Raw genomic sequence first — 22,696 nt, 5'->3', positions numbered from 1 at the left:
CGTTGGTGACTTGGTCAGCAGCTCCTACTAATGTCTTGATTCATGCGTGTCATCTACAACGAACAAATGGCCGAGCTCGCCGATCTGCTCGGCGGCATGGCCGGGCTCGCCGGGTCGGCGATGGAGCGAGCGACCAACTCGCTGCTCGATGCCGATCTCGAGCTCGCGGAGCAGGTGATCACCGAATACGACCGCATTGCCGAGATGATCCAGCTGGCCGAGGAGAAGGCGTTCGCGCTGCTGGCCCTGCAGGCCCCCGTCGCCGGCGATCTGCGGCAGGTGGTCAGCGCCATCCAGATCGTCTCCGACGTCAACCGCATGGGCGCGCTCGCCCTGCACGTCGCCAAGATGACCCGCCGGCGCTTCCCGGCGCACGCCGTGCCCGAGGCGGTCAACAGCTACTTCGCCGAAATGGGCCGCATCGCGGTCAAGATGAGCGCCACCGCCAAGGAGGTGCTGGAGACCCGGGATCCCGAGCGGGCCGCCAAGCTGACCGACGACGACGAGGCGATGGACGATCTGCGCAAGCATCTGTTCACGCTCATCATGGACCGCGACTGGCCGCACGGCGTGGCGTCGGCGGTCGACGTGGCGCTGCTGGGCCGCTACTACGAGCGGTTCGCCGACCACGCCGTGGAGATCGGGCGCCGCGTGGTGTTCCTGGTGACCGGCGTGCTGCCGCCGGACCCGGATTCCGAGAAAGAGACCCTCTAACTCTCAGAGGCTCTCAGGGGCAAGCCCCGGAAACCCCTCAGGCAGAGATTCTCAGGGCGGACCCCTGAAACCCCCAGAGTTCCTCGGGGCTGAAACCTCCAGAGCTACTCGGGGCTCGCCCACGCCCTCGAGCCTCCAGGGGTGGATTCGACGGCTCGGCACCCGCACATGACACGGTGCGGGTGCCGAGCTGTATCAGTTGTCGGCGGGATCGGTTGGGGTGGACTGCTTCTCGCGCCAGCCGAGCAGGATCGAGTTGCCGCGCTGCGGCTTCCAGGGAAGTGCGAAGGCGACTACGACGGCGGCGACCAGGATGGTGCCCACCGCGACGTAGGAGGCCGCCTGCGCGCCCGCCAGGGCGGCGGCTTTCATGGCGTGGATCAGCTCGGTCTTCGCTTGCAGCAGTAGCGGATTCACCGGCGCCTTGATGACCTCCAGGACGCTGATCGGGGTATTGCTCGCCAGTTCCTTCTGCTGGTCGTTCATGATCTGATCCGGGATGGACTCGATCCGGCCGCCCACGCGCTGGGTGTAGACCGTCGTCATGATCGAGCCCAGCAGTGCGACACCGAGGGCGCCGCCCACCTCGCGGGTGGTGTCGTTGACCGCGGAACCCGCGCCCGCCTCCTCCAGCGGCACCGAGCCCATGATGGATTCGGTGGCGGGGCCCTGCACCACCGCGAAGCCCAGGCCCATCAGGATCATCGAGATGACAACCGGTCCGAGGTAAGGGGTTTCGACCTTCGTCTGCCCGGCGATGTACATGGCGACGGCCAGGATGAGCAGGCCGGTCACCAGCATGGCGGTGGTGCCGAGCCGCTGCGCCAGCATGGTCGCGATCGGCGCGCCGAAGCCGACGGCGATGGCGAAAGGCAGTGAGTGGATGCCGAATTCGAGCGGCGACAGCTCCTTCACGCCCTGGAAGTACTGGGTGATCAGGAACAGGAAGCCGAAGGCGCTGAAGTAGGACACGGTGATCGCCAGGGACGGCACCGCGAACCGCCGGTTGCGGAACAGGCGCATGTTCAGCACGGGCGTGCGCACCCGCAGCTCCCACGCCACGAAGACCGCCAGCGCCGCCACCGCGAGCAGGTAGCCGACAATGCTCTGCGTGGACAGCCAGCCGTGCTTGGGCGCCTCGATGATCGAGTAGACCAGCATGGTCACGCCCGCCAGCGACAGCACGATGCCGACCTTGTCCAGCCGGTCCACATGCTCGGCCCGCGACTCCGGCACCGTCAGGAGCACGGCCGCAATGGCGATCAGCGCCACGGGCACATTGATCCAGAACACCGAATGCCAGGAGAAGTGCTCGAGCAGCCATCCGCCGACGGTCGGCCCGATGGCGACGGCGATGCCGGCCATGGCCGTCCACGCCGCGATGGCCGCGGCCCGCTCCCGGGCCTCGGTGAAGATATTCGTGATCAGCGCCAGCGTCGCCGGGAACACGACGGCCGCGAAGACGCCCATGCCCGCGCGGGCCGCGATGACCTGTCCGAGCCCGGAGGACAGCGCGCCCGCACCCGACATGGCCGCCACGCCGATCAGGCCGATCACCATGAACCGCCGCCGCCCGTAGCGGTCCCCGAGGTGCCCCATGGCCAGCAGGAGCCCGGAGAACGCCAGCGTGAACGCGTCCACGATCCACTGCAACCCGCTCATATCGGCCTGCAGCTGAACCGCCATCGACGGCAGCGCCACATTCACGAGCGTGTTGTCCAGCACCACGAGCAGTTCCGCCAGGCAGATGGCCACCAGCGCCGCCACCCGGCCCCGCCGCGACAGCGTCGCCACGGTCTGTCCGGATCCCCGGCTCGCCATTGACACCGTCATCCGACACCTCCCTACTAAACCGATCGGTTTACTTTCGAGGTCAGACTAACTGTGACCGACGGTTCCACACAACATGCCACGGTCGGTATGACGCAGGACACATTTCGCCGCTGAGCGGAAAGGGAAAGCCGCCCCTGGCCCTAACGGGCCAGGGGCGGCAAATCGGAGGGATGGAGGAGCATCCCAGGCCGGGAGGCCCGGCCGACGGGTCACACCTGCAGACCAGACCGGCAAGCCAGACCGAGACACCGGTCCGACAGGCCCGACCGAGACACTGACCGGGGACCTCGACCTCAGTGCTGGCAGGCCGGGGTCTATCGATGCGGACCGGTCCTCACCGATCGGTGTGCAGGGCCCGGAAGACCTTGTGGAGTTCGGCCTTGTCTTCGAAGCCGATGCCGGGGGTCGAGGTCAGGTGGATGTGGCTGTTCTCGATGACGGCGTTGTCGGCGAAGCCGCCGGTGGGCTGGAATTCGCCCGGGTAGGACTCGTTGCCGCCGAGGCGCAGGGCCGCGGCGATGTGCAGTGAGAACTGGTGCCCGCCATGAGGAATGCAGCGGCGGGAGGGCCAGCCGTGCTGCCGGAGCATGTCCTGGATGCGCAGGTACTCGACCAGGCCGTAGCCGAGGACCGGGTCGAATTGCAGGTAGTCGCGGTCGGGGCGCATGCCCGCGTAGCGGATCAGATTGCGGGCGTCCTGGACCGAGAAGAGGTTCTCGCCGGTGGCCAGCGGGCCCGGATAGCGTTCGGACAGCGTGGCGTGCAGGGCGTGGTCCAGCGGGTCGCCGGGCTCCTCGTACCAGAACAGACCGTAGGGCTCGAGCGCGCGGCCGTAGGCCAGGGCGGTGTCGAGATCGAAGCGGCCATTGGCGTCCACGGCCAGCCGCGAACCGTCGCCGCCGAGCACCTCCAGCACCGCTTCGATCCGCGCCAGGTCCTCGGCCAGGCTCGCGCCGCCGATCTTCATCTTGACCACGTCGTAGCCCTGCGCCAGGAACCGCACCATCTCGTCCTGCAATTCGGCGAGCCCCTTGCCGGGCGCGTAGTAGCCGCCCGCGGCGTAGACGAAGACGTCCTCGTCGGGCTCGCCGAGACCGTAGTGCCGGACCAGCCACCGATACAGCGGCAACCCGGCCAGTTTGGCGGCCAGATCGAACAGGGCCATATCGATCACGCCCACCGCGACCGAGCGTTCGCCGTGCCCGCCCGGCTTCTCGTTGCGGGTCATGAACTCCCACGCCCGCGCCGGATCGACGGCGGCGCCGTCCGCGGTGAGCAGTTCCTCCGGCGGGGCGGCCAGCAGCCGCGGAATGATCCTGCGGCGCAGGATCTCTCCCGCGCTGTAGCGGCCATTGGAATTGAAGCCGTATCCGACGACGGGCTCCCCGTCCCGGATGACATCACTGACCACCGCGACAATCGAACTGTCCATGGTGCTGAAATCGATGAAGGCATTGCTCATCGACGAGCTGATGGGCACCACGCCTTCGTGAATGGCGACGATTCGAACCATTTCTATACTCCTCGAGCAGTTTTCGACCGGAACCCGAGGGCCGCGGCGGCACGCTCGGAATCCAGGCCGTCGGGCTCCCAGCGCGCGATGACCACCGCCGCCACGGCATTGCCGAGCACATTGGTCAAAGCCCGCATGAGAGAAAGGAATCGGTCCACCGACAGCACCAGCGCCAGCCCGGCCACGGGCACCAGCGCGGTCGCGGCCACCGTATTGGCGAGCGTGACGAAGGCCGAACCGCTGATCCCGGCGGTGCCCTTGGACAGCACCAGGAACACCAGGAACAGCATCAGCTGATCACCGAAGGTCATCGGCACGCCGTACACCTGGCCGATGAACACCACGCAGATCGGGATCACCACCGCGACCCCGTCCAGATTGAACGAGAAGCCGGTCGGCACGACCAGACCCACCACGCTGCGCCGGCAGCCGGCTTCCTCCATGCGCGCCATCAACTGCGGCAGTACGGCTTCCGAGGAGGAGGTGCCGAGCACCACCATCAGTTCCCGGCGCAGCGACCGGATCAGCCGCAGCAGGGAGAATCCCGCCAGCCGGCAGATCACCGCCAGCCCGATGAAGACGAAAACCGCCAGGGCGAGCCCGGATACGGCCACCAGCTTCATCAGCGCCGTCAGCGTCTCCGGCCCGTACTTGCCGACCGTGAACGCCACCGCGCCGAAGGTGCCGATCGGCGCGAGCAGCATGATCATATTGATCATCCGGAACAGCACCTGCGACAACCGGGTACAGGCGCCCACGATCGGCTCCTGGACCCCGGCGGGCATGCGCAGCAGGGCCATGGCGAAGAGCACGCCGAAAATCAGCACCTGGATGATGTGCCCCTCGGCGAAGGCGCCCACGGCATTGTCCGGCACCATGCCCAGCACGAAGTCGCCGAACGAATCGTGCGTCTTGCCCGGCACATAGCTGTCGATCTCGCTGGACGCGTCCGCGGGCGGCGCCACGCCGACGCCCGGTTGGAACACATTGACCGCCAGCAGCCCGAGCAGCATGCCCGCCGTGGTGACGATCTCGAAGTAGATGATCGTGCGGGCCGCGATCCGGCCGACGGTCTTCATACCGCCCGCCGAGACGATGCCGGTGACCGTCACCAGAAAGACGATCGGCGCGATCAGCATCTGGATCAATGCGATGAAGCCGGTGGCGATCGGCTTCAGGCCCGCCGCGAAATCCGGGGCCGCCAGGCCGAGGATTCCGGCGGCAATGGCGGCCACCAGCACCTGGAAGCTGGTATTGGCCAGCGCCCGGCGCCAGCGCGGCCGGGGGGCCGCGGCGTCCGGCGCGGTGTCGAGCGCGGAGGTGCTCATCGAACTCACCGCCCGGAATCACTTGGCCGGAACGAGAGTCGAGCGCAACGCGTCGCGATCCACGGTGAGCCCCAGCCCCGGGCGATCCGGGACGGTGATCCGCCCGCGCACCGGCTCGGGCGCGTCCGGGAAGAGCAGTTCGCCGACCTGCACCATGCCCAGATGCCATTCCAGGATCCAGCCGTTCATCATTCCGGCCAGGGTGTGCAGATTGAACAGCGGCCAGCCGCCGCCGTGTGCGAGCGGCAGGTTGTAGATCTGCGCCAGATGCGCGGCCTTGCGCGCCTCGGTGAAACCGCCGCAGTAGCAGACATTCGGCTGCAGGATGTCGATCGCCTGCCGCTCGACCAGTTCCCGCAATCGCCAGCGGTGTCCCTCCATCTGGCCGGCCGCCAGCGGAATCCTGGTGTGCGCGCGCAGATCCGCGAGGGCGCGGGCATCGTTCTGGTGCAGCGGTTCCTCGAACCAGGTGAGCTCGGCGCCCTCCACCGCCCGGCACAATTGCGCGGCCTCGGTCGGCGTGAACAGGTAGTTGGCGTCGATCATCAGATCGATATCGCCGCCGATCTCGTTGCGCACGGCGTGAATTCGGGCCGCGTCCTCGCGCCAGCCGCCCTCGTCGACGGCGACCACCATCTTCAGGGCGGAAACGCCTTGGTCGAGTTGCAGTCTCGCGGCCTCGGCCAGCGTTTCCCGATCGTATTGCGGGAAGCCGAAAGTCACGTAGACCGGCACCTCCGTGCGCGCCCCGCCGAGCAGGCTCGCCACCGAGCGTCCCGCCGCCTTGCCCGCGATATCCCAGAGCGCGATGTCCAGCAGTGACAGAGCGCTGGACACCACCCCGGTCATGGTGCGCGGATTCAGTGCGCGCCAGACCCTGTGATGCACCGCTTCGATCTCCCGCGGGTCCATGTCCACCACCACCGGCAGGAAGTGCTGCTCCAGCGCCACCACCACGGCGTGTGCGAGGAAATGGCCGGTGAGCGCGACGCCGGTGAGTCCCTCGTCGGTTTCGACCTCGCAGAAGACGAACTCCTTCTGCTCCTCGCGGCCGTAGCCGCTGACTCGCTCACGCAACAGCGGCACCTCGATCGAGGTGGTGTGCACGCTGGCGCGGATGTCCTTGATCTTCATTTCCGTCCTCCTTCGTTTCGCCCGGACGGTGCACCGAGTCTGCGCTCCGGGATTGTCAACTGTCAACGATTTGCAATTGACGATCCAGGGTGACAGAATGCCGCACGGATCTGCCCGCCGAACGATGAGTGGAGGCCATGGCCGAGCACACGGATGCGATGAACGCACTCCAGCAGCGAGTAGCCGAACGGCAATCCACCTCGCTGCTGCAACTGATCGCCACGGAACTCGAGCGGATGATCATCACCGGCGCGTTGAAGGGGGGCGACCGGATCAACGAATCCGCCCTGGCACTGCAGCTGGGCACCAGCCGGGGGCCGGTGCGCGAGGCACTGCGTCAGCTCGAGTACAGCCGGCTTGTCGAATTCCGTACCAACAGGGGCATGTTCGTCCGCGAGATCTCTGTGGACGAAGCGGCTCAGCTGTATGACATTCGGGCTGCGCTGTTCGGGCTGGCCGGGCGGCTGGCAGCGGTCAACGCCGGCCCTGCGGATGTGGAAGCGTTGCGTGCCAAGGTAACCCGGCTGGGGCAGGCTGTGCCTGCGGTGGACGACTATTACCCGGGCAATGTCGACTTGCATCGCGCGCTGGTTGGGCTGTCGGGCAATCCCCGGCTCATCGATCTCTATGACGATGTGTCGAAGGAACTGCACCTGTTTCGCCGCCACGGGTTGGAGACGGAAACTGCGCGGACGACCTCGAATTGCCAGCACGGGGAGATCATCGACAGCCTTGCGGCGGGCGATGCGGACTTGGCGGAGCGGCTGATGACGGCGCACATCCGGTCGGGGAAGGAGCGGATGCTGTCGGCGGTGGGCGGGCCGGACACGGGGTCCTGAGCACGCGGGGAGGGGCAATCCGACCAGAAACGCTCGTGGCTGTGTTTAATTTGCCTCCGCTTCGCTCCGGCGGGGTTCGGGGCCTGACAGTCTCGATTTTTCCCTCCCTCCGCGCACGCCGGAGCTCCTCCGCTTCGCTCCCCCGCTCCGACGCACGCTCCACTCAGTCCAAAATCGAGACGGCCCCGAACCCACACAGTCGATGCACCAACTGTCATCCCTGCCGTTCATTGACAGTTCGCCTGCGGCGGACCAACACACAAGCACACGGGCTGGGGACCCGACGGGCTGGGAACCCGGACCGGCCGACTACCGCACCGGCTGGCGACCGGACCAGCTCGTGACCCGGCGGGCTGGGGTATCGGGACGGCCCCGAACCCACACAGCGAGTCCACCAACTGTCATCCCTGCCGTTCATTGACAGTTCGCCTGCGGCGGACCAACACACAAGCACACGGGCTGGGGACCCGACCAGCTGGTGACCCGGACCGGCCGACAACCGGACCGGCTGGCGACCGGACCAGCTCGTGACCCGACGCGCTGGGGTATCGAGACGGCCCCGAACCCACACAGCGAGTCCACCAACTGTCATCCCTGCCGTTCATTGACGGTTCGCCTGCGGCGGACATCTCGGAGGGGGAATACCCGCAGAGACACGAGTGTGGCCCCGATCTGTGAGGGTCGGGGCCACGGGACGATCGCGTCGGGCTTAGCCGAAGCGGCCGGAGATGTAGTCCTCGGTTGCCTTTTGCGAGGGGTTGGAGAAGATTTTCTCGGTCTCGTCGATCTCGACCAGCTTGCCGGGCTTGCCCTGGGCTTCCAGGTTGAAGAACGCTGTCTGATCGCTCACGCGGGCTGCCTGCTGCATGTTGTGGGTGACGATGACGATGGTGAACTCCTTCTTCAGGTCGGCGATCAAGTCTTCGATCGCCAGCGTGGAGATGGGGTCCAGGGCCGAACACGGCTCGTCCATGAGAAGTACGTCGGGCGAGACCGCGATGGCCCGGGCAATGCACAGACGCTGCTGCTGACCACCGGACAGGCCGCCGCCCGGCTTGTCGAGGCGATCCTTGACCTCGTTCCAGAGGTTTGCGCCGCGCAGCGAGCGCTCGGCCACCTCGTCGAGCTGGGCCTTGTTGCGCATGCCCTGCAGCTTGAGCCCGGCCACCACATTGTCGCGAATCGACATGGTGGGGAACGGGTTCGGGCGCTGGAACACCATGCCGATGGTGCGGCGCACGCCGACCGGGTCGATGGTCGCGCCGTAGATGTCCTCGCCGTCCAGCAGCACCGCACCCTCGACGCGGGCGTCCGGCGTCTCCTCGTGCATCCGGTTGAGCGAGCGCAGCACGGTGGACTTGCCGCAGCCGGACGGACCGATGAACGCGGTCACACTGCGCGGCAGCACGGTCAGCTGGACATCGGCCACGGCGTGGAACTTGCCGTAGTAGATGTTCAGGTCTTTGATGTCGATCCGCTTGGCCATCAGTAGTTTCCGTTCGCTTCTATCGGTTCCGCGTGAGCAGCTTGTTGACTGCGGCCGCAGCCAGGTACAGCGCCGCGATGATCAGGATCAGGGTCAGCGCCGCGCCCCAGACGCGCAGCCGGCCGGCGGCCTCCGGGTTGGCCAGTTCCTGATAGATCATCAGGGGCAGCGAGGCCATATTGCCGTCGAACACGTTCATGTTGATCGAACGGCTGTAACCGACCAGCACCAGCACCGGCGCGGTCTCGCCCATGACGCGGGCCAGCGCCAGCAGGATGCCGGAGATCATGCCCGGCGCGGCCGTCGGAATCACGATGCGCAGGATGGTCTTCCACTTCGGCACGCCCAGCGCGTAGGACGCCTCGCGCAACTCGTCGGGCACCAGCTTGAGCATTTCCTCGGTGGAGCGCACCACCACGGGCAGCATGAGCAGCACCAGGGCCAGCGAGACCGCGAACGCGCTCTGCGGGAAGCCCAGGGTGGCGATCCACAGCGCGAAGATGAACAGCGCCGCGACGATGGACGGGACGCCGGCGAGGATGTCGACCATGAAGGTGGTGGTCTTGGCCAGCCAGCCGCGGCCGTACTCGACCAGGAACACCGCGGCCATGATGCCCAGCGGCACCGCGATGACGGCGGCGATGGCCGACTGCACGATGGTGCCGTAGATGGCGTGATAGACGCCGCCGGCGTTCTGCTCGGGCAGCACGCCCTTCTGCGACTTGGTCCACCAGTTGGCCGAGACGATGGCCTCGAAACCGTTGCTCAGCACCGTGTACAGCACCCAGATCAACGGAATCAGCGCGATGCCGAAGCACAGCCAGACGATGCCGGTGGCCAGATTGTTGCGAATCCGCCGGCCGGTGCTGACATTGCGGAACGTCGGCGCCTTGATCGGCTTGTCGAGCGTGGCGGTCATGCGTTCACCTTCCCACCGGCCGCGAGCCGGGCCAGGGCGTTGACGATGAAGGTCAGCGCGAACAACACGAAGCCGGCCGCGATGTACGCGCCCGTCGGCAGCGCCTCACTGAATTCCGCTGCGGCCGACGCGATCTTGGAGGCGAAGGTGTAGCCGCCGTCGAACAGCGACCAGTGCCCCGCCTGCGCCGCGGTGCGCAGCACGATCAGGACCGCGATGGTCTCGCCGAGCGCGCGGCCCAGACCGAGCATGGAACCGGCGATCATGCCGGAGCGGCCGTAGGGCAGCACCGTCATGCGCACGACTTCCCACTTGGTCGCGCCGAGCGCCTGCGCGGCCTCGATGTGCGCCTGCGGCGTCAGGTTGAAGACCTCGCGGCTCACCGAGGTGATGATCGGCAGGATCATCACCGCCAGCACCACGCCGGCGACGAAGATGGTGCCGCCGCCGGCGATGGTCACATTGCCGTCGGCGAACAGGAACAACCAGCCGAGCTTGTCGTTCAGGAATTCCTGCACCGGCGTCAGCTGCGGGGCGAGCACCAGGAAGCCCCACAGGCCGAACACGATGGAGGGCACCGCGGCCAGCAGGTCCACCAGGACCGCGAACGGCCGGGCCAGCGCCTTCGGCGCGTACTGGGTCAGGCACAGCGCGATGCCCACCCCGATGGGCACCGCGATGATCAGCGCGAAAATCGAGCTCAGCACCGTGACCATGAGCAGGTCACGGATGCCGAAGTGCAGATCGTTCGCATCACGGACGTCGAACTCCGTACTGGTGAAGAAGTTCGACTCGTTGGCCATGACCGATGGCACGGCGCGGATGAGAAGGAACAGCGCGATCAGCGCGATGGCGGCGACAATGGTCGCCCCGGCCGCCGTCGCCAGCGACCGGAAAATGAATTCCGCTCGCTGATTGTGGGCCTTGCTCTTGGCCTTCGGGGCCGGCCCGGTGCTTGTCTTGGTAAGAGACATGTGCGCAGTATCTCCGCCCGCGCGCGGGCCGGTCGAATCCGACTGGCCCGCGGCGGTCACTTCATCGTGCACGGTCATGGGATCGCGATCAGGAAATGGCGTTGACCGCGGAGGTCAGCTTGGTCTTGAAGGCGTCCGGGATCGGGATGTACCCGGCCTCGTCCAAACCGTTCTGGCCGTTCTGGATGGCCGAGAGCATGAACGCCTTCACGGCCTTGCCGGTGTTCGCGTCGCTGTACTTCGAGCACACGATCTCATAGGTCGGCATGACCAGCGGGTAGGCGCCCGCGGTGGTCGGCTTGTAGAAGGCCGAGGTGTCCAGGATGAGGTCGTTGCCCTCGCCGGTGATCTTGGCGGCGGCGATGGCCTTGCCCGCGGACTCGACGCTCAGCTCGACCGGCTTGGGGTCGTTGGAGGAGTCGACGGTCAGCAGCTTGGCGATGGACAGGTTCTGCGCCTTGGCGAAGGACCACTCGTTGTAGGTGATGGCGTTCGCGGTGCTCTTGACCGCGGCCGAGGTGCCCTCGTTGCCCTTGGCGCCTTCGCCGACGCCGCCGTTGAAGGTCTTGCCGGCGCCCTTGCCCCACGCCCCGTTGGAGGCGGCGTCCAGGTAGAGCTGGAAGTTGTCGGTGGTGCCCGACTCGTCCGAGCGGTAGATCACATTGATCTTCTCGGCCGGCAGGGCGGCCTTCTGGTTCAGGGCCTTGATGGCGACGTCGTCCCACTGGGTGATGGCGCCGTTGAAGATCTTGGCCATGGTCGGGCCGTCCAGCACCAGATCGGTCACGCCGTTGATGTTGTAGGTGACGGCGATCGGGCCGAAGACGGTGGGCAGGTTCCACGCCGGGGCGCCGCAGCGCTCGGCGGCCTTGGCCGGCTCGTCCTTCTTCGACGACAGCGGGGAGTCCGAACCGGCGAAATCGGTCTGGCCGCCCAGGAATTCCTTGACGCCGGCGCCGGAGCCGCTGGAGGTGTAGTCCAGCGAGAAGCCGTCGCAGTTCTGCTGGTACGCCGAGACGAAGCGATCCATCGCGTTCTTCTGCGAGGTGGCGCCGCTGGCCTTCAGGTTGGTCTTGCCACCACAGGGCACGTCGATCTTGGCGACATTGTTGCCGGTCTCCGCCGTGTTGTCATCGCTTCCACACGCGGCGAGGGGCATGGCAACGACTGCCAGCACACCGACCAGGGCGCTGCTGCGCTTGAGATTCACCTGTTCCTCCGGGAATCACGGTCTTGCACGCCCAACCCCTCAACGGCTGGACGGGCGAATGTTGGTGGCTGTTCGCTGCGAACTCGCGCACCGGGCAGCGAGTGCCGCCCACATGCAACGTATTTGTGTCCGGTAGACAGTTGGACCAGGGCAGGTGAACGGGAGGTGAACAACCCGGAGCGATTGCAACCTTTGTGTGTGACATTTGCCGCACTGTTGCCACTGATCGGGTTGCCCCATGGTCGCCTCCGGCCCCGAAACGATCTAGGCGACCGCGAACAGGCCCGCCTCAGCCGGCGGTGTAGGCGACGTCCACGTGCGAGGGCTCGAAGCCGAGCTTGGTGTAGGTGTGCACCGCGGCGGCGTTGTCGGCCTCGGTGTAGAGCAGCACCGCGCCCAGCCCGCGCTCGCGCAGGTGCCGCAGGCCCGCGAGGGTGAGCAGGCGGCCCAGCCCGCGCCCCTGCGCGGACGGATCGACGCCCACCACGTAAACCTCACCGACCGGCGGGTTTTCGTCGTGGTGCACCTTGGTCCAGTGAAAGCCGAGGATCTTGTCCGGCTCGGCCGGATCGACGGCGAGGAACACCCCCGCGGGATCGAACCAGGATTCCGCCCGGCGCACCGCGATATCGCGCTCGGTCCAGCCGCCCTGTTCCGGATGCCAGGAGAAGGCGGCATTGTTCACGCGCAGCACCTCGGCATCGTCGGAAGGCCCCGCGTAGGTGCGCAATTCCAGACCCTCCGGAACCACCAGATCCGGTAGCTCGGAATTCGCCAGATCGCGGCGCATCTGCCACAGCTCGCGGGCGACGCGCAGCCCGAGCCGGGCAGCAACCGCCCGCGCGGCGGGCAGATTCCCGTGCGCCCACACCCGCGCGCCCGGACCGCCCACTTCCAGCGCGGATCGCACCAAGTTCGCGCCGATTCCGCGGCCGCGCCGGTCGGGGTCCACAGCAACCTCCGCCATGGCGGGGTGCTCGTCATGTGCGGGGGCCAGATTCGCGTACCCGGCGACCGCGCCGTCCGCCGTGGCGACGGCGTGCCGCGCGGCGGGCTCACCGGCCAGCGACAGCACCGCCTGCTCCGAGACGGGCGCGACGCCATCGGCCGCGGTGGCGCGCTCCAGCAGACCCCTCACCTCCGCGGCGGTCTCGTCGGGCAGCCGGTCGGTGAAAGAAGCCATCAGAAAGTGCCGTTCGCCGTGGTCATCTCGGGGTCGTCGGTGGGTTCGGCCGAATCGGGGAAGGTGACCGCGTCGCCCTTGCCGCCGGCCGCGCGCGCCGGGCGCACCGCCTTGTAGCCGACATTGCGGACCGTGCCGATGAGCGATTCGTATTCGCTGCCGAGCTTGGCGCGCAGCCGCCGCACGTGCACGTCCACGGTGCGGGTGCCGCCGAAGAAGTCGTAGCCCCACACCTCCTGCAGCAGCTGGGCGCGGGTGAAGACCCGGCCGGCGTGCTGCGCGAGGTATTTGAGCAGCTCGAATTCCTTGTAGGTGAGGTCGAGCGGGCGGCCGCGCAGGCGCGCGGTGTAGGTGCCCTCGTCGATCACCAGCTCACCCAGGGTGATCTTGCCGGTGTTCTCCGGGCTGGCGACGCCACCGTTGCGGGCGACCAATAGTCGCAGCCGGGCGTCCAGTTCGGCGGGACCGGTACCGGGCAGCAGGATGTCGTCCAGCCCCCAATCCGCGTTCACCGCGACCAGGCCGCCTTCGGTGAGGACCGCCACCACCGGCACCGAGGACCCGGTGCTGCCCAGCAAACGACAAAGGCCGCGCGCGGCGGCCAGATCGGTGCGGGCGTCGACCAATGCCACATCGGCGGAACCGGCCTCGAGCAGGGACGCCACCTCGGTGGGCGCGGGCCGCACATGGTGCGGTAGCAACGCCAGCGAGGGCAGCACCGACTCGGGGTTGGGGTCGGAGGTCAGCAGGAGCAGCTCCATCGGGGCCCTCCATCCCATCTGGCATGTGTGTGGCAACCGCTCTGTAGGCCACGACTCCATGCTCGTCATCACAGGTAAGTCGGTGCCTACATTAGCGTGTCCACACCGATGACCACGCAATCCGGGCAGCGTACACAGGACTCGGCAACCTCCTTATCTGCCGCGGTGTCCTCGAGATCACACCCGAACCCGGTCCTGACCGGGTTCGGCGGAGGCTGTGTTGGCCGACTCGCCGCCATCCGGCCCTACTAGGGTGCTCTTATGCATTTCCGGAGGCTGATCATTGCGCTGCTCTGTGTGGCAGGGCTGGCCGTCGTGCTCGACTTCGGGTTCGCCGCGTATTCGGAGTACCGCGTGTCGCGGCTGCTGCGCGCCGGATCGGATCTCAGCGCCGATCCGGAGGTCACCTTCCACTCGTCCCTGCGCTACCCGTTCGCGACGCAGGCGCTGTCCGGAGATTTCCGCAATATCGACATCCGCGCCCGCGAGGTCCGGCCCGACATCCCCGGCGACATCGTGGTCGAGGCCAATCTGCGCGGTGCGGAACTGCCGTTCAGCAGCCTGGTGGACAAGCAGGTGCGCACCGTCCCCGTCGACGTGGTGGAGTCGCGCATCCGGATCGAGCCCAATGAGCTCGGGCAGCTGTTCAAGATTCCGGATCTGGAGATCAAGAACCCGGATCAGCCGATCTTCGGGCCCGGCAAGTCGGACGGTTTCGGCGGTGTCGGCGGATCGGACTCCACCAAGTTCCGGACCACCGCGACGATCGTCCTCACCGGCACGGTCTCCATGGACGGCACCGCCGGTGACGGCGCGGTGACCGCCGCCGACAATCGCAATGGCCAGATCGTGAGCGTGCTGGCGGATATGCGCCTGGTGGGCAACCAGGTGCAGATCACCGCGACCGATATCTACCGCGATCCCCAGCCCGCCACCCCGATCCCCATCTCCACCACGGCGCCCGAGCTCGACAAGGCCAAGGTGCTGGCCCTGTTCACCCGCACCATCGACACCCACGGCCTGTCCTTCGGGGTCCGGCCCGCCAAGGTCCGGGCCGAGGGCGGGCAGATCGTGGTGGAGGGCCGCGAGGAGAAGGTCACCGTCGATCTGGATCGGCTGCAGCAGCCGTGATCACGCTCGGGGTTCTCGCCGCCGCCGTCGCCACCGCGATCGGCGTGGGAATCCTGGTGCGCCGCAACGAAGGCCGGGTGCGGTCCAGCGCTGTCCCGGAAACGCCGGCGGCGCAAGGTCTCCGGGCCGAACTGCTCGCCGCGGCGGGCGTGCTCCCCGGCCGCCCCACGGTGCTGCACTTCTCCGCCGACTGGTGCGGCCCCTGCGCGGCGGTGCGGCGCGTGGTGGCGAGCGTCGTCACCGAGCTGGCCGCGGCTCCGGCCGCCCCGCTCGATCTCGAGATCGATATCGACGACAACCCGGCGCTGGCGCGCGAACTGAACGTGCTCTCGCTGCCCACCACCTTCGTCCTGGATGCCGAGGGCCGGGAGCGCTACCGGATTTCCGGAGTTCCCAAGGCCGCCGATTTACGCGGTTCACTAGGGCCTTTAACCGTCTCGAAGGCGCCAGAGTGACCAGCCTTACAAACCCCGGGTCCAATTTCCCCCGAAAATTGGGTAAACTCCCCCTCGTGCAATCCAACCGCGAGCTGATGCTCACCCGACGCCGCACGGTAGACCTGTGCCGGCTCGGTGGTTGTTGCTGCCTGTGCCGCTAGCCGGTCGGCCTTTCGTATCTTCTGTCGCCGACCGGGTTTGTCCCCGCCGTTGAGAGATCGTCTCGATCCTCCGGCGATCTGGCCATATAGACCACCCAGCGCAGGAGCACACTCATGTCGAACCCGAATATCATCACCAAACCGCCTGAGGGACAAGTGGATGTCCGCGGCCCGCGGTTCGCCGCCTGGATCACCACCGCCGTACTGGCCCTCGTCCTGATCGTCGCCGTCTTCTCCGTCCCGCTCGCCGCCGTGCTGCTGGCCGCCCAGGCCGTGGTGTTCGCGCTCGGCGCGGCCCGGGGCCCGCGGCGCAGCCCGTACGGTCGCCTCTACGCCGCCGCCGCCGCGCCCCGCATCGGCCCGGCCCCGGAGCTGGAACCCGTTGCGCCGCTGCGGTTCGCGCAGCTGGTCGGCTTCGTCTTCGCCGCGCTCGGCGTGCTCGGCTTCGCCGCCGGCAGCCCGGTCGCCGGTGCGATCTTCACCGGTTTCGCCCTGTTCGCGGCCTTCCTCAATGCGGCCTTCGGCATCTGCCTGGGCTGCAAGATCTACCCACTCGTCACGCGGTTCGTCCCGAAATCCGCGCCGACCCACCCGAATCCCACCGCCTGACTCCGGCACCACCCTCGAAAGGAACAACATGGCTCGCGCCGATGTCCTGGTCTCCGCAGACTGGGTCGAAGAGAACCTGAACACCCCGGGCGTCGTGCTCGTCGAGGTCGATGAAGACACCTCGGCCTACGACCTTGGCCACATCGAAGGGGCGGTCCGCCTCGACTGGAAGAAGGATCTGCAGGACCAGGTCCGGCGTGACTTCGTCAATCGGGAGCAGTTCTCCGAGCTGCTGTCGGCCCGCGGCATCGGCAACGACGACACCGTCGTGCTGTACGGCGGCAACAACAACTGGTTCGCGGCCTACGCGTACTGGTACTTCAAGCTCTACGGCCACCAGGACGTGAAGCTGCTCGACGGCGGCCGCAAGAAGTGGGAGCTGGACGGCCGCCCGCTGGTCAAGGACGTCAAGGTGCGCCCGGCCACCGCCTACAAGGCGAGCGAGCAGGACCTGTCCATCCGCGCCTTCCGCGATGACGCCATCGCCGCCATCGGCAACAAGAACCTGGTCGACGTGCGCTCGCCCGACGAGTTCTCCGGCAAGATCCTGGCCCCGGCCCACCTGCCGCAGGAGCAGTCGCAGCGTCCCGGCCACATCCCCGGCGCCATCAACGTGCCGTGGTCCAAGGCCGCGAACGAGGACGGCACCTTCAAGTCCGACGAAGAGCTCGCCACCCTCTACAAGGAGGCCGGGCTGGACGGCGAGAAGGAGACCATCGCCTACTGCCGCATCGGTGAGCGCTCCTCGCACACCTGGTTCGTGCTGCAGGAGCTGCTGGGCCACAAGAACGTGAAGAATTACGACGGGAGCTGGACCGAGTACGGCTCCCTCGTCGGTGCACCGATCGAGTTGGGAGCGTAATCAATATGTGTGCAGCACCTACCCAGGGTCAGGCCATCCCCGCCGGCGTCGATGTGGAGAAGGAGACGGTCATCACCGGCCGCGTCCTGACCGCTGACGGCCAGACCGTCGGTGGCGCGTTCGTGCGCCTGCTGGACGGCAACGGCGATTTCACCGCCGAGGTCGTCGCCTCGGGCACCGGTGACTTCCGCTTCTTCGCGGCGCCGGGCAACTGGACCATTCGCGCGCTGTCGGCGTCGGGCAATGGCACCGCCGAGGTCGCGCCGGATGGCGCGGGCATCCACAACATCGACGTCACTGTCGCCAAGTAAGTGGGGAAGGGTGGGGGGGCCCAGCCCCCACACCCCCGGAGGAGCGCAGCTCCCCACATCCCCGGGGAGCGCAGCGCCCTCACCAGGGAGCGCGGCTTCCACACCCGCAACGGCCTCGGGAATCCTTTTCCCGGGGCCGTTTTCATACCCGGCAACCCGGCCGCTAGACTCCGACACGTGGTGCTTGCCTTCGAGATTCTGCTGGTTCTCGTCTCCGTACTGATCGCGTGGTTCGGTCTGTACGTCCTCTACCGGCTGTTCACCGAGTCGTGAGCGAGTCGGCGAGCGAGAGCGTCGAGAACGGAACGGCCAACGGCATGGCGTCGGAGACGCCGACCGGCCGTGACGATGCCGCGCGTCGCAGTGGCGACCAGGCGGTCGCCGAGGCTGCCGAGCGCGCCAAATCGACCGGCGTCCTGAACATCCCCACGCTCGCCGGTCTCCCGCTGCCCGAGGACACCGCGAATCTGCGCCTGGGCCCCGATCTGAGCTCCTCCATGCTCGCGCTGCTGCCGCTGGTCGGCGTGTGGCGCGGTGAGGGCGAGGGCAACCATCCCGAGAACGGCGACTACCGCTTCGGCCAGCAGATCGTCGTCTCGCACGACGGCGGCGACTACCTCAGCTGGGACGCCCGCTCCTGGGTCATCGACGCCAAGGGCGAATACGCCGGCCCCGATCTGCGCGAGAGCGGTTTCTGGCGCGTCGGCATCGACGGCGACGACGAGGTTCTCGAACTGCTGCTCACCCATTCCTCCGGCGTGGTCGAACTCTTCTACGGCCAGGCCCTCACCCAGTCCTCCTGGGAACTCGCCACCGACGTGGTGATCCGCAGTCAGTCCGGCATCGTGGTCGGCGGCGCCAAGCGCCTCTACGGCATTGTCGAAGGCGGCGACCTCGGCTACGTCGAGGAGCGCATCACCCCCGACGGCGGCCTCGAACCCCGCCTGTCCGCCCGCCTGCAGCGCTACATCGGCTGATCAGCCGACCGATCAGCCCCCTCCGGCACGGCCCGGACGGGGCAATTCGCGGTGAAAAGGGAACGGCCCCCGAGTCTGTGATCGCGGATGCAACTCACGCGATCCGGTCGGACAAGACCGGAGACTCGGGGGCCGGGTGACTGCCTGGATTTCGCTAGGCGTTCGCGCCATGGAATCCATTGCAGCGGTGGCGACTAGCGGACAGCCACCTCACGTGTCCTGGAATTACTCATTCTTCGAACCACCTCCTTCCTCGTGTACCGAGAAAGCTAGTCGCACATGCGATCGACGGCAACGGATTTTCTCGGACTGCGAAAAACGCAGTTCAGGAGTGGTTTACGGGAATAAGACGGGTGACGGATGCGTGGCCGTCCGCGGCGACCTCGACGAGGGTGTCGGCGTGGTGGTCCGGGGGCAGTTGATGGGTCACGGCCACGACGGTGCGGGCGGGGTCGACGAGCCCGCTGGATTCGTCGAGAAGCCGGCGCAGCAGGTCCGCGCCCGGCTCGGCCTCGAGATGCTCGGTGGGTTCGTCGAGCAGCAGCACGCGGGCCGGGGAGAGCAGGGCGCGGGCCAGCAGAATGCGGCGGCGCTGTCCGCCGGAGACGGCCGCCGCACCGCCGACCAGATCGGTGTGCACACCGTCGGGCAACGAATCGAGCCAGTCACCTGCGCCCACCGCACGCAGCGTGTCCTCGGCTTCCCGCTCGGTGATGTCGCCGCGCGCCACGCGCAGGTTCTCGAGCACCGTGGTGCCGAACAGATGTGCGTCCTCGGCGAAGAAGGTGACGCCTGGCCGCGGTGTATCGAACAGTCCCGCCCAAGCCATGAGCAGAGTGGTCTTGCCCGCACCGCTGGGACCGGTGACCGCGATCCGGCGGCCGTCCGGCAGCGGCGGGAAATCCACGGCGGGAGACTGTGATTCGGGCCGCTCCAGCCAAGCGAGGCGGTGCAGGGCGGCGCGACCGGTGGTGAGCGCCTGGGCGGCGGCCGGGAGCACGGCCACAGCCTCGAAGGCGGACAGCGGGACCAGCACCAGCACCGTGAAGGCCATGGGCGTGATACCGCCGGCCGGGATGGTCTGGAACCCGTCCGTGGGAACCACCGGCCCGGCGCCATAGAGCACGATGCCGATGAGCAGCGCGCCCAGCACGCTCGCACCGATGGCGAGCGGCAGCACCGCAGCGGACCAGGCGGTGCGCGAGGCGGCGCGGTCCTCGGCCGCGACGGCCCGTCCACCGGCCCGCTCGGCGGCCTCGATCGCCCCCGGAAGTCTTCCCGCGACCCGCAATTCGGGCGCGTGGTCGAGCACGGTCAGCGCCTCGGCCGTGAACTCCGTGCGGTCCGCCCGCACCGCGACCTCCGCCTCCCGCGCGGCCCGCGCCGACAGCCACGGCGCGACAATGCCCGAAACCGCCAGCGCCACCGCGAGAATCAGGGCGGCAGGAATCGAAATGGCCGCCAGCAGCCCGACCGCGATGAGCGACAACACGATGGCGACCGCGATCGGCACGAACGCCCGCACCACCACCGCCCCCAGATCATCGATATCCCCCATGACCCGCCCGAGCAGCTCCCCCCGTCGCATCCGAGTCGGATCCCCCTCCCCCGCACCGTCCCCCGACCCCCCGCTGCGCCGCGGCCGCCAGATTTCCGCACCGGCCAGCGCACCATAGGTGGTCGTCCGCGCCAGACTCATCGACCGCAACGCCACATCATGCGTAGCCAGCCGCTCCAGATAACGGCACACCCCCCGCACAATGCCCAACGCCCGCACCGTCACCACCGCAATGGTCAGATCCAGCACCGGCGGCATCTGCCACGCCCGCGCAATCAACCACGCGGCCAACGCCGCCAATCCGAGCCCGCTACCCAGCGCCGCCACCCCCCACAGCACCGACACCGCCATCCGCCACGGCGACAACTCCAGGAGTCCCTGAATCCGCCGCAGATCGACGATTACCGCCCTCATCGCACCACCACCCCCTGACCGGCATCGGCCGCCACACCGCGCGAAATCCGCTGCGCCGACCCGCTTTCCATCCCACCGGGCGAATTCGCCGAGCGTTCCGGTTCCGGCACGGGCGCGCACTGAGCCATCCCGTCGCGGTCCGCTGACCGCTGCCCCGGTTGCCCGCGGTGAGTGCTGCCGGGCGCCGCCGCGTCAGCGAATCCGGCTCCGCCGCGCTCCGACGACCGCACGTGGCCGCCGTCCCGGCGGTTTCCGCGAGCGTCCGGTCGCTGTGCCGCGGGGCCGGATTCGCCCGCGTCTCCCCGGTGCGCTCCCGGGATACCCGGCCGGCCGGACGCGAGCTCGCAATCCCCCGTTCCGCTGTTGCCTCGCGGCCCCTCGTTCGACTCGCCGGGAGATGCCTCGGCGTGGTCCGCAAGCCCTGGCGACCGCGTGCCGGGCCTTTCCCGGCGTGCTCCGGGGCCGGCGGGCGGCTCGGGCTCGACGCCGGGCTCGGCGGCTTCGTCGCCGTGTGCTCCGGCGGGGGTCCGCGGGTGCGGCGCGGGGCCGGACGCGCCGGCAGGGTCCAGCGATTGCGCGGGAGAGGTGGCGCGCACGTGAACTGCCTGGTCTGCAATTGCGAGGACGCTCGGGCGGTGGCCGACCACGACCACGGTGGCTCCGGCACGGGCACGCGCCACCAGTGCCTCGAGGACGCGGGTTTCGGCGGCCGGGTCCAGGTGGGCGGTGGGTTCGTCCAGGAGGAGGATCGGGCGATCGGCGGCGAGGGTGCGGGTGAGGGCCAGGCGCTGGCGCTGGCCCAGGGAGAGGCCGAGGCCACCGGTGCCTACGAGGGTGTTCCAGCCGTCGGGGAGGTCGGCCAGGACAGCATCGAAACCGGTGGCGGCGCAGGCGGCTTCGAGGGCGGCCGGGCCGGCGGGTGGGCCGAGCAGTTCGAGGTTCTCGCGCAGGGTGCCGGGGACCAGGACGGGGCGTTGGGGCAGCCAGGCCAGGCGGGACCACCAGGTGTCGGGGTCCAGTGCCGTGATGGGGGTGCCGTCGACTGCCACGGTGCCGGCATCGGGGGTGATCATGCCCAGGATCGCTTGCAGGGCGGTGGATTTGCCGCAGCCGTTCGGGCCGGTGAACACCGTGACCGCACCCGGTCGCAGATCCGCCGACAGTCCGTCCGGCGCGGCTACGTCCCGCGCGGCAACTCTGAGATCTCGAATGACGATGTGGCCCTGGAATTCCCACTCCGCGACGAGGCAATCAGGTCGGTGGGCGGCGGCGCGAGCCGAATCGGAGCCCGGATGCGGTTCGGCCGGATCCAGGATGGCGAAGGCCTTCTCCGCGGCGGCCATGCCGTCTTGGGCGGCGTGGAAGCGTTCGCCGACGGCGCGCAGCGGGAGGTAGACCTCGGGGGCGAGGATGAGGGCGAGGACGCCGGCGTACAGGCCCATATCGCCGAAAACCAGTCGCATGCCGATGGATACGGCGATCAGTGCGACCGACAGGGTCGCGAGCATTTCCAGCACCATGGAGGACAGGAAGGCCATCTTCAGCGCCGACATGGTGCGGTGGTGCAGGGAGTCGCCGAGTTCGCGGACGCGACCGCGCATGGTGGTGCGCGAATCATCGGTTCCGGCAGGCGCTTCGGGGGTGTGCGCGGTTTCGCGGCCGAGGGCGCGCAGGGTGGGCATACCGGCGAAGAGGTCGAGAAGTTGATCCGACAGGCGGGTGGTGGCGGCCAGGGTGTCCTTGGCGCGCCCCTGCGTGAGCAGGCCGATCAGGATCATGAAGATCGGGATGAGGGGCAGGGTGATCACGATGATCACGCCGGAGATCCAGTCGTGCGCGGCGATGACCGCCAGCACGATGGGGGGTACCAGGCAGGCCAGCAGCAGGGCGGGGAGGTAACCGGCGAGGTAGGCGCGCAGGCCGCTCAGCCCGGAGCCGATCACCACCGCCAATTCGGTGCGGCGGCTCTCCAATTCGCGCGGCGGCAGTTCCGCGCCGGTGCGCAGGACGGCGGTCTCGAGTTCGGCGACCACCTGCGCGCCGGCGCGGTGCGCGAGCCGGGACTGCCACCAGGTGGCGGCGGCCCGGCACAGCACCGCTACCGCGAAGATCGCCAGTTCGGCTGTCCACGAGCCGATATCGCGACGGGACGGATCGGTGATGACGCCGGTGAGGACCCGCGCCAGGGCCAGGGCCGCGACCACGATGCAGATCGTGGTCGCCAGCGACAGGCCCACGCTGAGCGCGAGATACCGCCGGGCCGAGCGGGCGTGCCGCCACAGGCGCGGGTCTACCGGTCGTGCCATCTCACATCCGTACTGTCGGCATCAGTGTGGTTCGGT

At 68.2% G+C, this 22,696-nt stretch carries 19 protein-coding genes and 1 pseudogene; 8 read left to right on the top strand and 12 right to left on the bottom strand.

The features are described from left to right. Positions 1-42 precede the first annotated feature (42 nt). Positions 43-714, top strand: coding sequence for a phosphate signaling complex protein PhoU (gene phoU / locus ACYQ5L_RS03740; protein ID WP_379192672.1), 672 nt, complete (start codon positions 43-45; stop codon positions 712-714). A gap of 195 nt (positions 715-909) precedes the next feature. On the opposite strand, the gene ACYQ5L_RS03735 is transcribed toward phoU, so the two are convergent. The 4 genes from ACYQ5L_RS03735 to ACYQ5L_RS03720 form a co-directional block, all read right to left on the bottom strand. Further along, a complete protein-coding gene (locus tag ACYQ5L_RS03735) occupies positions 910-2,547 on the bottom strand; it encodes an MFS transporter (RefSeq protein WP_459955491.1) in 1,638 nt (545 codons plus the stop codon). A gap of 334 nt (positions 2,548-2,881) precedes the next feature. Beyond that, entirely contained in the window at positions 2,882-4,060 is a 1,179-nt protein-coding gene (locus ACYQ5L_RS03730; protein ID WP_459955489.1) for a mandelate racemase/muconate lactonizing enzyme family protein, read from the bottom strand. Positions 4,061-4,062: 2 nt separating this feature from the next. Continuing rightward, entirely contained in the window at positions 4,063-5,388 is a 1,326-nt protein-coding gene (locus tag ACYQ5L_RS03725) for a cation:dicarboxylate symporter family transporter (RefSeq protein ID WP_459955487.1), read from the bottom strand. 18 nt (positions 5,389-5,406) lie between these two features. Next, positions 5,407-6,522: a mandelate racemase/muconate lactonizing enzyme family protein gene (locus ACYQ5L_RS03720; protein WP_459955486.1), complete on the bottom strand. Its 1,116-nt coding sequence runs from the start codon at positions 6,520-6,522 to the stop codon at positions 5,407-5,409. A gap of 137 nt (positions 6,523-6,659) precedes the next feature. Here ACYQ5L_RS03720 and ACYQ5L_RS03715 point away from each other — a divergent pair, with 137 nt between their 5' ends. Continuing rightward, on the top strand, positions 6,660-7,361 hold the full coding sequence (locus ACYQ5L_RS03715; protein ID WP_459955485.1) for an FCD domain-containing protein: 702 nt from the start codon (positions 6,660-6,662) through the stop codon (positions 7,359-7,361). 709 nt (positions 7,362-8,070) lie between these two features. Here ACYQ5L_RS03715 and pstB read toward each other — a convergent pair. From pstB to ACYQ5L_RS03685, 6 genes are all read right to left on the bottom strand, one after another. Then, positions 8,071-8,847, bottom strand: a complete 777-nt coding sequence (gene pstB, locus ACYQ5L_RS03710; RefSeq protein ID WP_459955483.1) for a phosphate ABC transporter ATP-binding protein PstB — start codon at positions 8,845-8,847, stop codon at positions 8,071-8,073. A gap of 19 nt (positions 8,848-8,866) precedes the next feature. Then, positions 8,867-9,766 carry a phosphate ABC transporter permease PstA gene (pstA, locus tag ACYQ5L_RS03705; RefSeq protein ID WP_459955481.1) on the bottom strand — a complete coding sequence of 300 codons (900 nt, stop codon included), beginning with the start codon at positions 9,764-9,766 and terminating at the stop codon, positions 8,867-8,869. After that, positions 9,763-10,740, bottom strand: coding sequence for a phosphate ABC transporter permease subunit PstC (gene pstC / locus ACYQ5L_RS03700; protein WP_459955480.1), 978 nt, complete (start codon positions 10,738-10,740; stop codon positions 9,763-9,765). Before pstC ends, pstA begins: the two co-directional genes overlap by 4 nt. Positions 10,741-10,828: 88 nt before the next feature. Next, positions 10,829-11,950 (bottom strand): phosphate ABC transporter substrate-binding protein PstS, encoded by a 1,122-nt coding sequence (gene pstS / locus ACYQ5L_RS03695; protein ID WP_459955479.1) that lies wholly within the window; start codon positions 11,948-11,950, stop codon positions 10,829-10,831. Positions 11,951-12,239: 289 nt separating this feature from the next. Beyond that, entirely contained in the window at positions 12,240-13,133 is an 894-nt protein-coding gene (gene mshD, locus ACYQ5L_RS03690) for a mycothiol synthase (RefSeq protein ID WP_459955478.1), read from the bottom strand. Then, a complete protein-coding gene (locus ACYQ5L_RS03685; protein ID WP_459955477.1) occupies positions 13,133-13,894 on the bottom strand; it encodes a winged helix-turn-helix transcriptional regulator in 762 nt (253 codons plus the stop codon). The genes mshD and ACYQ5L_RS03685 overlap by 1 nt, the downstream gene beginning before the upstream one ends. Before the next feature lie 261 nt (positions 13,895-14,155). Here ACYQ5L_RS03685 and ACYQ5L_RS03680 point away from each other — a divergent pair, with 261 nt between their 5' ends. The 6 genes from ACYQ5L_RS03680 to ACYQ5L_RS03655 all read left to right on the top strand — a co-directional run bounded on the left by ACYQ5L_RS03680 (position 14,156) and on the right by ACYQ5L_RS03655 (position 18,382). Next, entirely contained in the window at positions 14,156-15,025 is an 870-nt protein-coding gene (locus ACYQ5L_RS03680; protein WP_459955476.1) for an LmeA family phospholipid-binding protein, read from the top strand. After that, a complete protein-coding gene (locus tag ACYQ5L_RS03675) occupies positions 15,022-15,480 on the top strand; it encodes a TlpA family protein disulfide reductase (RefSeq protein ID WP_459955475.1) in 459 nt (152 codons plus the stop codon). Before ACYQ5L_RS03680 ends, ACYQ5L_RS03675 begins: the two co-directional genes overlap by 4 nt. A 257-nt stretch (positions 15,481-15,737) precedes the next feature. After that, positions 15,738-16,232, top strand: a complete 495-nt coding sequence (locus ACYQ5L_RS03670) for a DUF4395 domain-containing protein (protein ID WP_459955474.1) — start codon at positions 15,738-15,740, stop codon at positions 16,230-16,232. Between the two features lie 28 nt (positions 16,233-16,260). Next, positions 16,261-17,094 (top strand): sulfurtransferase, encoded by an 834-nt coding sequence (locus tag ACYQ5L_RS03665; protein WP_459955472.1) that lies wholly within the window; start codon positions 16,261-16,263, stop codon positions 17,092-17,094. Between the two features lie 5 nt (positions 17,095-17,099). Continuing rightward, entirely contained in the window at positions 17,100-17,405 is a 306-nt protein-coding gene (locus ACYQ5L_RS03660; protein ID WP_379192641.1) for a DUF1416 domain-containing protein, read from the top strand. A gap of 269 nt (positions 17,406-17,674) precedes the next feature. Beyond that, positions 17,675-18,382 (top strand): heme-binding beta-barrel domain-containing protein, encoded by a 708-nt coding sequence (locus ACYQ5L_RS03655; RefSeq protein ID WP_459955471.1) that lies wholly within the window; start codon positions 17,675-17,677, stop codon positions 18,380-18,382. Positions 18,383-18,707: 325 nt separating this feature from the next. On the opposite strand, the gene ACYQ5L_RS03650 is transcribed toward ACYQ5L_RS03655, so the two are convergent. Both ACYQ5L_RS03650 and cydD read right to left on the bottom strand, forming a co-directional pair. Next, positions 18,708-20,354, bottom strand: coding sequence for an ATP-binding cassette domain-containing protein (locus tag ACYQ5L_RS03650; RefSeq protein ID WP_459955469.1), 1,647 nt, complete (start codon positions 20,352-20,354; stop codon positions 18,708-18,710). Positions 20,355-20,941: 587 nt separating this feature from the next. Then, a pseudogene (gene cydD, locus ACYQ5L_RS03645) lies at positions 20,942-22,660 on the bottom strand (thiol reductant ABC exporter subunit CydD); the annotation flags it as partial. Positions 22,661-22,696: the final 36 nt, after the last annotated feature.

It is taken from the genome of Nocardia sp. IFM 10818, assembly GCF_054655275.1.
The sequence above is the reverse complement of the archived record's forward strand: the minus strand, read 5'-3'. Positions and strand labels throughout refer to the sequence as shown.